The organism is Desulfobaculum sp. SPO524 (assembly GCF_044987625.1).
Classification (GTDB): Bacteria; Desulfobacterota; Desulfovibrionia; order Desulfovibrionales; family Desulfovibrionaceae; genus Desulfobaculum.
On sequence record NZ_JBJDSB010000001.1, the window covers coordinates 1,004,303 to 1,017,053 of the forward strand.

At 63.3% G+C, this 12,751-nt stretch carries 14 protein-coding genes; 11 read left to right on the top strand and 3 right to left on the bottom strand.

Going from position 1 to position 12,751, the window contains the following annotated elements; all coding sequences use genetic code 11:
• Positions 1–67: 67 nt before the first annotated feature.
• Complete coding sequence (locus tag ACI3L3_RS04230; RefSeq protein ID WP_404843844.1) at positions 68–559, top strand: hypothetical protein; 492 nt, start codon at positions 68–70, stop codon at positions 557–559.
• 69 nt (positions 560–628) lie between these two features.
• Here the strand turns inward: ACI3L3_RS04230 and thpR are convergent, their stop codons facing one another.
• Entirely contained in the window at positions 629–1,195 is a 567-nt protein-coding gene (thpR, locus tag ACI3L3_RS04235; protein WP_404843845.1) for an RNA 2',3'-cyclic phosphodiesterase, read from the bottom strand.
• Positions 1,196–1,213: 18 nt separating this feature from the next.
• Positions 1,214–1,702 carry a CinA family protein gene (locus tag ACI3L3_RS04240; RefSeq protein ID WP_404843846.1) on the bottom strand — a complete coding sequence of 163 codons (489 nt, stop codon included), beginning with the start codon at positions 1,700–1,702 and terminating at the stop codon, positions 1,214–1,216.
• 142 nt (positions 1,703–1,844) lie between these two features.
• On the opposite strand from ACI3L3_RS04240, the gene ACI3L3_RS04245 reads away from it, so the two are divergent.
• The 5 genes from ACI3L3_RS04245 to ACI3L3_RS04265 all read left to right on the top strand — a co-directional run bounded on the left by ACI3L3_RS04245 (position 1,845) and on the right by ACI3L3_RS04265 (position 8,171).
• Positions 1,845–2,681, top strand: a complete 837-nt coding sequence (locus ACI3L3_RS04245) for a DNA polymerase III subunit delta' (RefSeq protein ID WP_404843847.1) — start codon at positions 1,845–1,847, stop codon at positions 2,679–2,681.
• A gap of 246 nt (positions 2,682–2,927) precedes the next feature.
• Positions 2,928–3,326: a cytochrome c3 family protein gene (locus ACI3L3_RS04250; RefSeq protein ID WP_404843848.1), complete on the top strand. Its 399-nt coding sequence runs from the start codon at positions 2,928–2,930 to the stop codon at positions 3,324–3,326.
• Positions 3,327–3,402: 76 nt separating this feature from the next.
• Positions 3,403–5,508: a hypothetical protein gene (locus ACI3L3_RS04255; RefSeq protein ID WP_404843849.1), complete on the top strand. Its 2,106-nt coding sequence runs from the start codon at positions 3,403–3,405 to the stop codon at positions 5,506–5,508.
• Between the two features lie 790 nt (positions 5,509–6,298).
• Complete coding sequence (locus ACI3L3_RS04260; protein ID WP_404843850.1) at positions 6,299–6,469, top strand: hypothetical protein; 171 nt, start codon at positions 6,299–6,301, stop codon at positions 6,467–6,469.
• A gap of 67 nt (positions 6,470–6,536) precedes the next feature.
• Entirely contained in the window at positions 6,537–8,171 is a 1,635-nt protein-coding gene (locus tag ACI3L3_RS04265; RefSeq protein WP_404843851.1) for a ubiquinone/menaquinone biosynthesis methyltransferase, read from the top strand.
• A 12-nt stretch (positions 8,172–8,183) separates the two neighbouring features.
• Here the strand turns inward: ACI3L3_RS04265 and ACI3L3_RS04270 are convergent, their stop codons facing one another.
• A complete protein-coding gene (locus tag ACI3L3_RS04270) occupies positions 8,184–8,384 on the bottom strand; it encodes a DUF2065 domain-containing protein (RefSeq protein WP_404843852.1) in 201 nt (66 codons plus the stop codon).
• Between the two features lie 77 nt (positions 8,385–8,461).
• Here ACI3L3_RS04270 and ACI3L3_RS04275 point away from each other — a divergent pair, with 77 nt between their 5' ends.
• The 5 genes from ACI3L3_RS04275 (at position 8,462) to ACI3L3_RS04295 (ending at position 12,751) form a co-directional block, all read left to right on the top strand.
• Positions 8,462–9,775, top strand: a complete 1,314-nt coding sequence (locus ACI3L3_RS04275) for a nucleotide sugar dehydrogenase (protein WP_404843853.1) — start codon at positions 8,462–8,464, stop codon at positions 9,773–9,775.
• A gap of 72 nt (positions 9,776–9,847) precedes the next feature.
• Positions 9,848–10,021 carry a hypothetical protein gene (locus ACI3L3_RS04280; RefSeq protein WP_404843854.1) on the top strand — a complete coding sequence of 58 codons (174 nt, stop codon included), beginning with the start codon at positions 9,848–9,850 and terminating at the stop codon, positions 10,019–10,021.
• Positions 10,018–10,716: a futalosine hydrolase gene (gene mqnB, locus ACI3L3_RS04285; RefSeq protein WP_404843855.1), complete on the top strand. Its 699-nt coding sequence runs from the start codon at positions 10,018–10,020 to the stop codon at positions 10,714–10,716. The genes ACI3L3_RS04280 and mqnB overlap by 4 nt, the downstream gene beginning before the upstream one ends.
• Before the next feature lie 190 nt (positions 10,717–10,906).
• Positions 10,907–11,710, top strand: coding sequence for a 1,4-dihydroxy-6-naphthoate synthase (locus ACI3L3_RS04290; RefSeq protein WP_404843856.1), 804 nt, complete (start codon positions 10,907–10,909; stop codon positions 11,708–11,710).
• A gap of 51 nt (positions 11,711–11,761) precedes the next feature.
• Positions 11,762–12,751 (top strand): polyprenyl synthetase family protein, encoded by a 990-nt coding sequence (locus ACI3L3_RS04295; RefSeq protein ID WP_404843857.1) that lies wholly within the window; start codon positions 11,762–11,764, stop codon positions 12,749–12,751.

The following is a 12,751-nucleotide window of genomic DNA, read 5'->3' on the forward strand; positions in this document are numbered from 1 at the left end:
CTTCCTACCGGCATTGGCAAGCTATTTGCTTATACCGAGGGAAACACCATACGGATAGGAGTGTGTCATGAAAATCCATCCTGATCAGATTAAAGCCCTCGAACAGGAGCAAGCAAAACACGGCCGCGTTCAGAAGACGAACGGGGACGAGTTTGGCAAGCTTCTCGCCGAGACGATCGGGAAGAGCGAGGAGGCGTCCAAGACGCAGGGGACGGCCCCCACGCCTCCCATGACCGGGCTGTTGCCCGGCCAAATCCTCACGGCTCAGGGCACAGACCAGTCCGGTGAACCCTCGCAGACGGGACAGCACGTCATGGACACGCTGGAAAACCTCTTGAATGGATGGGAAAATTATGCCGCGAAGCTCGGCTCGCCTGAAGCGACTCTGCGTCAGGCTGATGGCGAACTGACCTCCATTGAAAACGGCATTGCCGACATCCGCGAGAAATGGCCAAACCTCGCCAATGACAACCCGCAAGCGGGAGCCATTGTCGACGAGGTGGAAGTCCTCGCCGTGACCGAGCGCATCAAGCTCAACCGCGGCGACTACATGGCCTAGCGGCTGCCCCGCGCGGCGGGCCAAAGGACTGGCCTTCCGCCGCACCACAGTCTTCCCGAAGCCTTGGGGCTACACGGATGTGGCCCCATATTCGGATACCACCCCATACTGCGCACCCTGCGGCGTCAATGTACTGCGCCACAGGGTGAACCGGTCCACCGGCACAGACGCCCACTCCCGATCGCTTAACGCATCAATCAGCGCTGCCCACCTGTCGCCGCGCGCCTCGCGCACGCGGCAGACGGTGAGGTGCGGCGAAAAGGGCCGCCCCTCTTCGGCAAACCCAAGGGGCAAAAGCGCCCTGTTCACGGCGTCTGCAAGGCGGACAAGCTCCTGCCTGCCCTCCTCCACGCCAATCCACACCACACGCGGCTTTCCACGCCTCGGAAACATTCCGCCGCCACCGGCCCGCAGGGAAAACGGCGCAAACGCCACCCCGCCAAGGGCCACCTTGACCTCGTCCAGCTTCTGCGGCGACAGCTCGCCAAGAAACCGGAGCGTCACGTGCCAATTTCCGGGCCGCGTCCACGTGGTGCGCGAGGCAAGGCGGCTGCGCCACGCCCCAAGCTCGCCAATCGCCGCCTGATACTCCTGCGGCAGCGGCACGCCCACAAACGCGCGGATGCCGTCATGCATAGAGCCTCCCACGGCAGGCTAATCCACCCGCTGGAGCAGGCCTTCAATGGCGGCCAACGCGGTCTGCGCCTTAACGGCGTCGCGGTCGCCCGCAAAATGGAACACCTGCGAGGACACCGCGCCGCCCACACTCCAGCCAATCCACACCGTGCCAACAGGCTTGTCCGGCGTGCCGCCGTCCGGGCCGGCAATGCCGGAAACCGCCACAGCACACTGCGTCCCCACGGCGCGGCACGCGCCCGGAGCCATGGCTTCTACAGTTTCGCGGCTCACCGCGCCATGCGCCGCCAGCACACTGCCGCCAACGCCAAGCAGCGCCGTCTTTACATCATTAGCATAGGCCACCACCGCGCCGCGGAACCAGCGCGAACTGCCCGGCACGTTCGTCAAAGTATTGGCAATCAGGCCGCCGGTACACGATTCCGCTGTTGCCACGGACCATTCCCGCCGGACCAGTGCCTCGCCAAGTTCATAGGCCACGCGTTCTGCCTGTCGTTGTTTCTCCACGCTTCAGCCTCCGTAAGGTTTGCCCTGTGGATAGCAGGCCCACGTTTGCCATACAACCCCGCTTGCGGTACACCGCCGGAATCCGGTGACGCGCCGCGTCCGCTTCCGGACCAAACACCACGCGCCGCCACGGAGCATACCAATGACCACCACAGCACAGCACAGCAAAATTCAGGACGTTCTTACCCGTCTTGTGGACACCCAGCCGCAGGTTCTCCTTCTTGAGGGAGGAACCGTGGATGAACGTATGGATATGGCCATGCACTGGGCGCGCCTCAACAACTGCGCTACGCGCACGGCCTGTGGTCACTGCCCCGCCTGCGTTCAGATTGAGCAGGGCGTGCATGTGGATATCAAGCTCCTTGACGGCCGCGAAGGCAAAATCAAAATCGACGACGTGCGCGAGCTGAAGCCCCTCTTCGGTCAGCCCCCGCGCGGCGACGGCAAGCGTGTGGTCATTCTTGCCGAAGCGCAGGAGCTTATCGTGGCGGCGGCCAACGCCCTGCTCAAGTCCCTTGAGGAGCCGTGTCCGGGCACGCTGTTCGTCCTGCTGGCCCCGCAGCGCGAACGCCTGCTGCCGACGCTGGTTTCGCGCAGTTGGGTGCTGACCCTGCCGTGGCCCCACGGCGGCGGCCTTGACGGCGAAGCCGCAGACTGGCTGCGCGCCCTTGGGCAATTCGCCCAAAGCGGCACGGGCTGGTTTGCCAAAACCGGCGCCAAGGGCGCCGTCACGCGCGACATTGCCCTCAAGGTTGTTTTGGCCTGCCGCAAGGACCTCACCGCCATTTTGGCCGGACGCTCGCCCTCCCCCATGGGCGCGCAGCTTGCCGCGCGCCTTGACCTTGGCCGCCTGAAAAAATTCGACCTTACCCTTGCCCATGCGGAGGACGCACTCAGCCTGCCAACGGCTGTCAACCCCGCCATGGTCCTGGATTGGCTCGCAACGCGGACGTACCGCCTGCTCCGAGAACGCCCGTAACACGGCCCAGCCCCACACCCTCCATCTACCGCAGCCGCGCAAAATGTCGCCGTGCGGACAGAATCAACGCTGATACATCACGTAGGTTTGCGTGATTCGCCCCTTGTGGTATAGTTTTGCAGAAACCTCGCAATTCATCACGCACTAGCGGCGATTCACGTCCATCCTGCTTGACACCTGACGGCGGGTGCAATAGTGAGAACGATGTGAATACTTTATCATTACCTATGAGGAGGTAAACGCGAGATGAAGAAGATCCTTTTCTTGGGCGTTGTATGCTTCGCCATTGCGAGTTTCTGCGCTCTGCCCGTGCTGAACGCAGCCGACGCGCCCGCCGACGGCCTGAAGATGGAGGCTACCAAAAAGCCTGTCACCTTCAATCACTCCACTCACGGTGACTACGAGTGCAAAGACTGTCACCACCAGTGGGATGGCTCTTCCGCCATCAAAAAGTGCTCCGATGCCGGTTGCCACGACAACTTCGACCGCAAGGCCAAGGGTCCCGACTCTTACTACCAGGCCATGCACAACCGCCGCGTGAAGGACGTTCAGTCCTGCATTAGCTGCCACGGCGACGTCGCCGGCAAGGACAGAGAGATGAAGCGGGAACTCACTGGCTGCAGAAAGTCTGCCTGCCATCCCTAAATCATGATGCTGTCTTGGGGGCCGCACAGCGGCCCCCTTCTACGTAAGACCCCACGGACAACCCAGAGGTAACGCCATGGCTCCGGAAAACGGCAAAAACGAGGAAATCCTCGAACTCACCGACATCATTAAAAAAGGTGACCTCTCTGATGGGGACCAAGCCACGTCGGACGAGGACATGGACCTCAGCTTCGAGCAGGAACTCGAAGAGCTGTTTTCCGACGACGACGCCGCAGATGGCGATGATGTGCAGGAAATCGACCTTTCCGACCTCGACGAGGACTTCGGACTGGACGACGACGCCGACGCCCAAAGCGATGCACAAGGCGAGGCTGGAGACGACACGCCCGCGCCCGAACCAGACGCCACCTCTGACGACGACCTCGGCGGACTCGACGACCTCGGCGACATGGACGACATCGACTCCCTGCTCGACGAAGTAGAAAGCGACACCCTCGCCGCCGACTTCACCGACGCCCCCGAAAAGCCCGCGCCCGAACCAGACGCCGCCCCCACTGCCGACGCCCCCCAAGACGACGAGGACGACGACCTCGGCCTTGGCGATTTGGACGACCTCGGCGACCTTGATGACCTCGACGCCCTCCTTGGCGGCGATTCCGATGCCGATACCGAAGCTGGCGCAGACGACGCCGGAGACGATGACATCGACCTCAGCGCCCTCGACGACGTTGCCGCATCAGACGACAATGATACCGACCTTGGCGATGACGACGACATCGACCTGAGTGGACTGGACGACCTGCTGGACGGACTGGATGAACCCAGCGCCGACACACAGGACGACGCCCCCGCAGACGAACCCACACAGGACGAGCAGCCGCAGGCCGCTTCCGAACCCGAAGCCCCCAAAAAGCCCGCGCCCGAAGCGCCCGCCCTGCCTGACGAAGACAAAATTTTCGAAGACGCCGAAGCGGACATGGATGACGCCATGCCCGACCTTGGCGATTTGGACGACCTTGGCGATTTGGACGACCTTGGTGACCTTGGCGATGACGACCTCGACGCCCTTGCCGCCGACCTCGGCAGTGACGACGCGTCCGAGGCCGACCAGCCCGCCGAAGAAGCCGCCAGCGCCCCCGCAGACGAACCCACAGACGCCGGCGCTGATTCTCAGCCCGCTCCAGCCGAAGCTGCCGCCGAAGAGGCACCCGCAGACGACGAGCCCGCCGCACAGCCCGAGCCTATGGAGCCGGAACCCGCTCCTGAACCTGCGGCAGAAGCTCCCGCGCCCGAAAAACCGGAAGCCCCGGCCCCCGCTGCGAAACCTGAAGCCGCCGAATCATCCGCCGATGACGCCAGCACCGCAATGCCCGAGGCCGAAGCGCCCGCAGCAGAAGCCGCGGACGATGAACTGGGCGACGCAATGGACGACCTCGGCGACTTGGACGACTTGGATGATCTCGCCGACCTTGCGGACATCGAGGACGTTGACACCTTTGACCTGCCCGAAGACGACGGCATAGATGCCGACGCCGAGCCTGGGCCGGACCTCGACACCCTCGCCGCAAGCGCGGACGTGCAGCCCGAAGCCGCTCCCGCAGAACCTGCCGCGGAACCTGCTGACGAAACAGCCGAAGCCCCGACCGACGAGGAAGCCCCTGCGCCAGCGCCGGAAGCTCCGGCCGAGCCCGAGGCTTCCGTTGAGGCAGAACCTGCACAGCCCGAAGGCCCAGAGGCACCCGAAGAACCCACGCCCACGCCTGAGGCTGCACCCGCCGCGCCCGAGCAGGCCGAGCCGGCCACAGAGCAGCAGCCCGCAGCACCTGCGTTGGACCGCATTCTGGCACGGATTGACGCCCTTGAGTCCTCCGTCGGCACCGCGCTGGACGAGCGCCTCGACGCGCGCTTCTCCGCCTTTGAAGAGCAACTGGCAGATACAGACGCCACCCCGTCGCCCGAGTCCCTCGACGAACTCAAGGCGTCCATCAAGGTGGAACTGCAAGCCGAAATCGCCACCACGCTCAAAAAGGCGCTACTCGAAGAAATCGACGACCTGCGCGCCGAACTGCACCGCGAAGTGGACAGCCAGCTCTCCAGCAGCCTCAAGGACACCATTGTGGCCGAAGTGGAACAGCACATGGAACAGGCCGTCCCCGCCGCCGCTGCGCGCATCATACGCGAAGAAATCGCCGCCCTCGCCAAATCCCTCGGCGACGACTAGTGGCAACGCGCCACGGCGCGCACCGCTTTCAAAAAAAGCCCCCGGCCCGCTCTTGGCGGACCGGGGGCTTTTACGCTCCGGTGGGGGGGGACAAGATGAAGAGTGCCTCCGGCGGCTTTAGCTCTTAGGTCGTTCGGCCTGTAAGGACGAAGGGCCTTAGAGATAAAGATAGCAGAGCTGCTCAAGGGTGTGACACCCTTGAGAATCCCCAGGATTTTTCGGGCGGAAGCCGCCCGAAAAATAGGGGTGGGTGGGCGGGGTCTTCTGCCTTCTCTTTGTTCTTCACACACCCGAGCAGGGATTCTCACCGCCCTTCACACACCGCCAACGCCCCCCCCAAAAAACTTCTCCCATCACCACGGACGAGAGCCGTCAGGGGTGACGACCGTGCCATACAAAGCCGCCCGGTCTGTGCGCAAATGGGATTCTCAAGGGCCCGCGGCCCTTGAGCCTGCGGAGCACAAAAAGCCCGGCGCACACGCCGCCCCCACAACGTACAGCCTCCGCCGCGCCTTTCGCCGCAGAGCCCCTGTCAACGCAAGCGCCATGCGCGAAAGCCTGTGCAAAACGCAGCATGCGGCGGGGCGCACGCGGCGGCGCTGTAGAGTAAACCTCGACTCCTGTGATGCAAGATGCTAAAAGCCCACAAAAAAAGGGATGGCCTACCGGGTTATTCTTTTTACCCGCCCGGTCTCATTTGACACGGTGGTCAGGTGACGTTTCCCCCCGGGCGGGTTTTTCCAATGACAACCTCTATCGCATCGCAAGCGCCATCCACAGGGAGGCTCCAGTGGAAAAGCTACAGAAGCAGGCTTTGCAGGTCACGAAAGAGATCGTGGTGAAGTTTATTGAAACGGGCCGCATTTCACCGACCAATTTCCCGGACTATTTTTCCAAGATATACAACGAGGTTCTGGCCACCATCTCCGCTGAGGACGACAACGCGCAGATTCAGCGCTAAACGCAGGCACGGTTCGACACACATGCAGAATCCCGACCATTCACGTCATGCTGGCAATGTTGCCGGCATGTTCGGACGCATTGCTGGCTGGTACGACTTTCTCAATCATTTCCTGAGCCTTGGTCAGGACATTTATTGGCGGCAACGGCTGGTCCGCACGCTGCGCCCCGGCTCCACGGGCCGCACGCTGGACCTTGCTGCCGGAACGCTGGATGTCTCCCTTGAGATCAAGCGCCAGCACCCTGAGATGGACGTTCTGTCCATGGATTTCTCCAAGCCCATGCTGATGAAGGGCAAGACGAAGCTGAAGCCGGGCACGCACTCCGGCATCCAGCCTGTGCTTGCTGACGGTCGGTTTCTGCCTTTGCCGGATGCCTGCGTGGACAATGTGACCATTGCCTTTGGCATCCGCAACATTAAGCCCCGCGAGGACGCCTACGCGGAGATGCTCCGCGTGCTGGCCCCGGGTGGCCGCATGTGCATCTTGGAGTTCGGCTCCGGACGCACCCCTATCTGGAAGGGGCTGTACAATTTTTACCTGAACACCGTGCTGCCGGGCATCGGGCGCGTCTTCTCGGGCGACAGGGACGCTTATTCGTACCTTGCGGATACGATTACGGGCTTCCCGACGCCGGAAGAGCTGTCGCGTGATATCATGGCTTCGGGCTTTGAGCGGGTCTACCATGTCCCGCTGCTGTCTGGCATAGTGAATATCCATGTGGCGCAGAAAAGCGCGGCGGCCATCACCGCCCCCGCCCCCAAGGCCACAGCGCCTGAGGAGCCGGGCACCGGCCTGCTGGACCGCAACCCGGACGCCGTCGCCTTCGCCCTTGGTGCGTACAGCGCGGCCACTGCGCCAAAGCCTAAAAAGGCGGCTGCGAAAAAAGCCGCTCCGGCGAAGAAAACCGCAACCAAGACGGCGGCCAAAAAGAGCGCGGCGGAAACCAGCACCACGGCCAAGGCGGCCAAACCTGCGGCAAAGAAAAAGACCGCAACCGCCAAAACCGCCAAAACGGCCGACAAGGCCACTGCAACGCCGAAGAAGGCAGCCGCGGCGAAATCGACCACAGCGAAAAAAGCCGCGCCCAAGGCGGCGACAAAGAGCGCGACCAAAGCCCCGGCCAAGGCAAGCACGGCAAAGGCCGAAAAGACGACAGAGAAGCCCGCGGAGAACCCCGCAAAGAAGGCGACTGCCTCGGCAAAGGCGGCAAAGCCCGCTGCCAAGACGGCGAAATCCACGCCCCAGAGCGCGGAAACGCCCCCGAAAAAGGCGACGAAGAAGAACGCGGCTGAAACGCCTCAGACCAAGGCGGCGGACGCCACGACGCCAACCGCTAAAAAGACGAAAAAGCCCGCGACTGCGCCCAAAAAGAAGACGGCGGAAACGGCAAAGACGACTGAGGCCGCTCCCGAAACGCCCCAAAAGGCAGAGCAGGCCAAAGCGCCTGCACAGACGGCCCCAAAAAAGGACGCCACCCCGCAGCCCGCACCGGAAAAAGACGTTGCGAAAGCCCCGGCAAAAGCCGTAGAAGCGAAGGCCGAGGCGGCGGGACAGACGGAAGGTCAGGCGCCAGAACAGGCGGAGAAAACTCCGCAGACGGCTCCCAAGAAGGCCTCCAAAAAGTCCGCCGCGGCGGCGGCCCGCAAAAAGAAAAAGGCGGCCAGCAAAAAGACCGCCGCCAAAAAGAAAAAGAAGAAATAAGTCCGCGCGGCCCTAAGACCGCGCGAACATCACCAGCAAAAGACCGAGGATGACGGCCGTCAATCCGAACTTCCGCAGTTCGGAGGGCGGCCGCTCCGCGAGTTGCCGCAATATGCGCGGCATCTGGTTTGCGGCCAGAGTATACAGCGCTCCCTCAAGAACACACGCAAGGCCCAGGGCGGCTACGAACAGTCTCCAATCAAAGTTCATCATGCTTTTGTCCTACATCCGGCCCAAGGCGCTGTCCACCCTCCGCACCACGATGCCTGTGCGTTTAAGGAGTTGACATCATGGTATCGTTTGAAGACCTGCGTAGCAAAAAGACGCCCCTTGCCGTTGTTGGGCTGGGGTATGTCGGCCTGCCCCTTGCTGTTGCGCTGGCCAAACACTTTTCCGTCATCGGATTTGATATTTCCGCCAAGCGCGTCGACGAACTGCAGGGCGGCTTTGACCGCACGGGCGAGGTAGAGGACGGCAAGCTCCCTACCGTCTCCATCGACTACACCTGCGACCCGGCGGACCTGAAAAAGGCTGGCCTCATCATTGTGGCGGTGCCCACGCCCATCGACGCCAACCGCCGCCCGGACCTGACACCCGTCACGGGCGCTTCCACCACCGTTGGGGCCAACCTCGCTCCCGGCACCGTTATTGTCTACGAGTCCACGGTGTACCCCGGCCTTACTGAAGAGATTTGCGTCCCCATCATTGAGGAGCAGTCCGGCCTCACCTGCGGCGCGGACTTCTTTGTGGGCTACTCGCCGGAGCGCATCAACCCCGGCGACAAGGTGCACACGCTGGAAACCATCGTCAAAGTGGTGGCCGGACAGGACGACGCCACGGCGGACCTGCTCTGCCGCGTGTACGAAACCGTGGTCACCGCCGGCGTGCACCGCGCGTCCTGCATCAAGGTTGCCGAGGCCGCCAAGGTCATCGAAAACACCCAGCGCGACCTGAACATCGCCCTGATGAACGAACTGGCCCTTATTTTCGACCGCATGGGCATCGACACCGTCGAGGTGCTGGAGGCCGCAGGCACGAAGTGGAACTTCCTGCCCTTCCGCCCCGGCCTTGTCGGCGGCCACTGCATTGGCGTGGACCCCTACTACCTGACCTTCAAGGCCGAGGAGATGGGCTTTCACCCGCAGGTTATCCTTGCCGGACGTGAAATTAACGACTCCATGGGCAAATGGCTGGCCGAAACGCTCATCAAAAAGCTCATCGCCCGCTGCTGCCTTATCAAGGACGCCCGCATCGGCATCCTTGGCCTGACCTTCAAGGAAAACGTACCGGACCTGCGCAACACCAAGGTTGTTGACGTGGTGACGGAGCTTCGCGAATACGGCGCCAACGTGCTCATCCACGACAGCATGGCCGACCCCGAGGAAGCCCGCCACGAATACGGGCTGGACCTTGTGGGCCTTGAGGAATTCACGGAGCTGGACGGCCTGATTCTGGCCGTGCCGCACGAGGAATATATGGCGTTCTCGGCCGAGACCATCGCCGGATTCTTCCGCGACCCGAAACAGGGCGTGGTGATGGACATCAAGAGCCTTTTCGACCGCGGCAGCCTTGAAGCCCTCGGGCTGGAGCTGTGGCGGCTGTAGGAGCTATGCACCATGCAGGACGGCGTACGGCGCATTAACTGCTGGCAGGACTGCTGAGCCGGATTCCGGGAGATGAGTTTGCATCTCCAGTCCCTGCCGCCGGGTGGCACCATGGAGGCCGACGCCAACGAGGCGGGGCTGCCAAAGGTGGACATCATTGTGCGGCACAGGGGCGCCAGCATTGTCTCCACAGCGCGCATTGACGACGGCCTGTACAGACTGACCATCCGGAAGGACGAATCATGATTGCGCTGGTCTTTGCCACCGCCAAGGAATGCGCCGCCGCCCTGCCCGCTCTGCGGGACCTCCCCAAGCCGGGATGCAGCGCGGCGGCCACACTGCATGGGCGGGTGTGCCGCGTGCTGATTACGGGCGTTGGCCCGGTCAGTGCGGGAATTGCCCTAGGCCGCATGCTGGGGGCGCACCCGGACACCCGCGGCGTGGTCAATGCCGGTCTGGGCGGCAGCCTCGACCTTGCCGCCCTGCCCCTTGGCGCACCATGCGCCGCAAGCGCTGAAATCTTCCCGGAATACGGCCTGTTCACCCCCAGCGGGCTGTCGCCGCAGGGCCTTGGCTTTGCGCAGTGGGAGGGCGGCGACGTGTACGACCGCCTCCCCCTGTCCCCGCACGACGCCGCAGCGGCCATGGGCCTTACGCTGCCGCAGGCGTGGCCTCTTGCGCCCATTGTGAGCGTTGCAGGAGTCAGTGGCACGCCGGAACGGGCCGCAACCATACAAGCGCGCTACCCGGATGCGAAGGTGGAGAACATGGAAGGCTTTGCGTGCGCCCTTGCCTGCGCGCAGGTGGGCGTCCCGTTTCTGGAGCTGCGCACGGTGTCCAACGCAGTTGGCTCCCGCGCCGCCGCAGACTGGGACATCCCCGGAGCCTTCGCGGCCCTTGCCGCCGCCCTTGAAACCCTGCTTGCCCCCGCGGGGGAATAACGCACCCAGGCGCACAGTTTTCCACAGCCTAAACGGCGAAAAGAGCGACCGCCCGCACATTTTCGCCGCCCTGCACGGCGCGCGCCCTTGCCGCGCCACGCGCCGCGCACACCCCAAAGCGGGCACAGTATAACCTCGCTCCGGCCCTGCCGGACGCGCCGGACTCAGACCCGGCAATTGGACCATGACCATGACTGATGCTTTGACTGTTGCCATATCGCCGTGTCCTAACGACACGTTTATTTTTGCCGCATGGATTCTGGGCCGCATCCCGGAACGCCTTGAGCGGCCCGTCCGATTTGTGTGGGCAGACGTTGAAGAACTCAACCAAGCCGCCGCCGAGGAGCGCTACGACGTCGTCAAGATGTCCGCCGCCGCATCCCTTGGCCTAACACAGACGTACACCGTTCTGGACAGCGGCGCGGCCTTTGGCAAAGGCGCCGGCCCCAAGCTGGTTGTACGCCCCGGCGCGCCTAAGGCTCCGAAGACCGTTGCCGTCCCCGGCCTTGGCACCACGGCCTACACCGTGCTGCGCGCCGCCCTGCCAACGGGCTTCACCGCCGTGCCCATGCTGTTCTCGGACATTGTGGACGCGGTGCGACAAGGCGAGGTGGACGCGGGGCTGGTCATCCACGAAACAGCCCTCGTCTACGAGCGCTACGGGCTAGAGCTGCGTATGGACCTTGGCGCATGGTGGAAGGAGCAAGGCGAAGAAGCCCCCATTCCCCTTGGCGTCATTGCCGCGCGCACCGCACTGCCCAAAGCCGAGCGCGACGCCATCACCGAGAGCATCCGCAGCAGCATCCTTCATGCCCGCGCCCACCGCGAGGACATCTGGCCGCTGGTGCGCACTCTGGCGCAGGAAATGGACGACGAAACGCTGGAGCGTCACATTGCGGCCTATGTGGATGACCTGAGCGTTGATATGTCCGGTGCCGGACGCTGCGCGCTCAAGAGGCTTTCGCAGCTTGCATCCGGAGCATCTATCGGATAGGGACCACCCTGTTCAGCCCATTACTCTTGTCTTGCCCTGCAACAGGGGAACATGGATAATACACCACCTATGCACAAGCTTATTTTATCGTATCTTGAAAACGAGCTGCCGCGCATCAATGCGTTCTTGGAGCGTGAAACGGACAAACTTGATGGCAGTGTCCGTCCGCCCATCCAGCACGTACTGGCCGCCGGCGGAAAGCGCATCCGGCCCCTGCTGACGCTGCTGGCCTCCCGCGCCCTCGGCGCGCAGGGCGACACGCCCTATCCGCTGGCCTGCTCGCTGGAGATGCTCCACTCCGCCACCCTGCTGCACGATGACATTCTTGACGAAGCCGCCCTGCGGCGTGGCCGCAAAAGCGCCCACATCGTCTACGGTCCCAACGTGACCATCCTCGCGGGCGATGTGCTGCTGGCCCTTGCCAACCGCCTTGTGGCGGACTACGGCGAGCCGCGCCTCACCGCCATCCTGTCCGAGGCCATCCTGCGCACCGCCACCGGCGAGGTGAAGGAAATCGCCAACGTCCGCAACACGGACCTCACCAACGACGATTACCTCGACATCATCACCGGCAAGACGGCCTACCTCTTTCAGGCCGCGTGCGAGGCCGGAGCCATTGTCGCGGGAGCCACACCGGAGCAGGAACAGGCCGCCCACAATTACGGGCTGTACCTTGGCATCGCCTTCCAGCTTGTGGACGACGCCCTCGACTACGTCTCCCCTTCGGACGTCTCGGGCAAGCCCTCGGGCGGCGACCTGAAGGAAGGCAAGCTCACCCTGCCGCTCATCGGCTACTTTGACTCCCTGCCGGACGCCGAGCGCCAGCAGGTGCTGACGAAGTTCCGCGACAATGCCCTGACAGAGGACGAAACAGCGCACATCCTCGGCGAGATAACGCGCCTTGCCCTGCCGCAGAAAACACGCGAAGCCGCGGAGCGCTACGCCAACATGGCCCACGACGCCCTCTCGGCCTTCCCGGAAACACCGGAGCGAGAAGTTCTCCACTCGGTTCTGGACTACGTTCTGTCACGGGAAAAGTAG

Coding starts and splice junctions, on each gene's coding strand:
- ACI3L3_RS04245 (WP_404843847.1), top strand. CDS start 1,845: ATGACCACCACAGCACAGCACAGCAAAATTCAGGACGTTCTTACCCGT.
- ACI3L3_RS04230 (WP_404843844.1), top strand. CDS start 68: ATGAAAATCCATCCTGATCAGATTAAAGCCCTCGAACAGGAGCAAGCA.
- ACI3L3_RS04250 (WP_404843848.1), top strand. CDS start 2,928: ATGAAGAAGATCCTTTTCTTGGGCGTTGTATGCTTCGCCATTGCGAGT.
- ACI3L3_RS04280 (WP_404843854.1), top strand. CDS start 9,848: ATGAGTTTGCATCTCCAGTCCCTGCCGCCGGGTGGCACCATGGAGGCC.
- ACI3L3_RS04295 (WP_404843857.1), top strand. CDS start 11,762: ATGGATAATACACCACCTATGCACAAGCTTATTTTATCGTATCTTGAA.
- mqnB (WP_404843855.1), top strand. CDS start 10,018: ATGATTGCGCTGGTCTTTGCCACCGCCAAGGAATGCGCCGCCGCCCTG.
- ACI3L3_RS04290 (WP_404843856.1), top strand. CDS start 10,907: ATGACTGATGCTTTGACTGTTGCCATATCGCCGTGTCCTAACGACACG.
- ACI3L3_RS04270 (WP_404843852.1), bottom strand. CDS start 8,384: ATGATGAACTTTGATTGGAGACTGTTCGTAGCCGCCCTGGGCCTTGCG.
- ACI3L3_RS04255 (WP_404843849.1), top strand. CDS start 3,403: ATGGCTCCGGAAAACGGCAAAAACGAGGAAATCCTCGAACTCACCGAC.
- thpR (WP_404843845.1), bottom strand. CDS start 1,195: ATGCATGACGGCATCCGCGCGTTTGTGGGCGTGCCGCTGCCGCAGGAG.
- ACI3L3_RS04275 (WP_404843853.1), top strand. CDS start 8,462: ATGGTATCGTTTGAAGACCTGCGTAGCAAAAAGACGCCCCTTGCCGTT.
- ACI3L3_RS04265 (WP_404843851.1), top strand. CDS start 6,537: ATGTTCGGACGCATTGCTGGCTGGTACGACTTTCTCAATCATTTCCTG.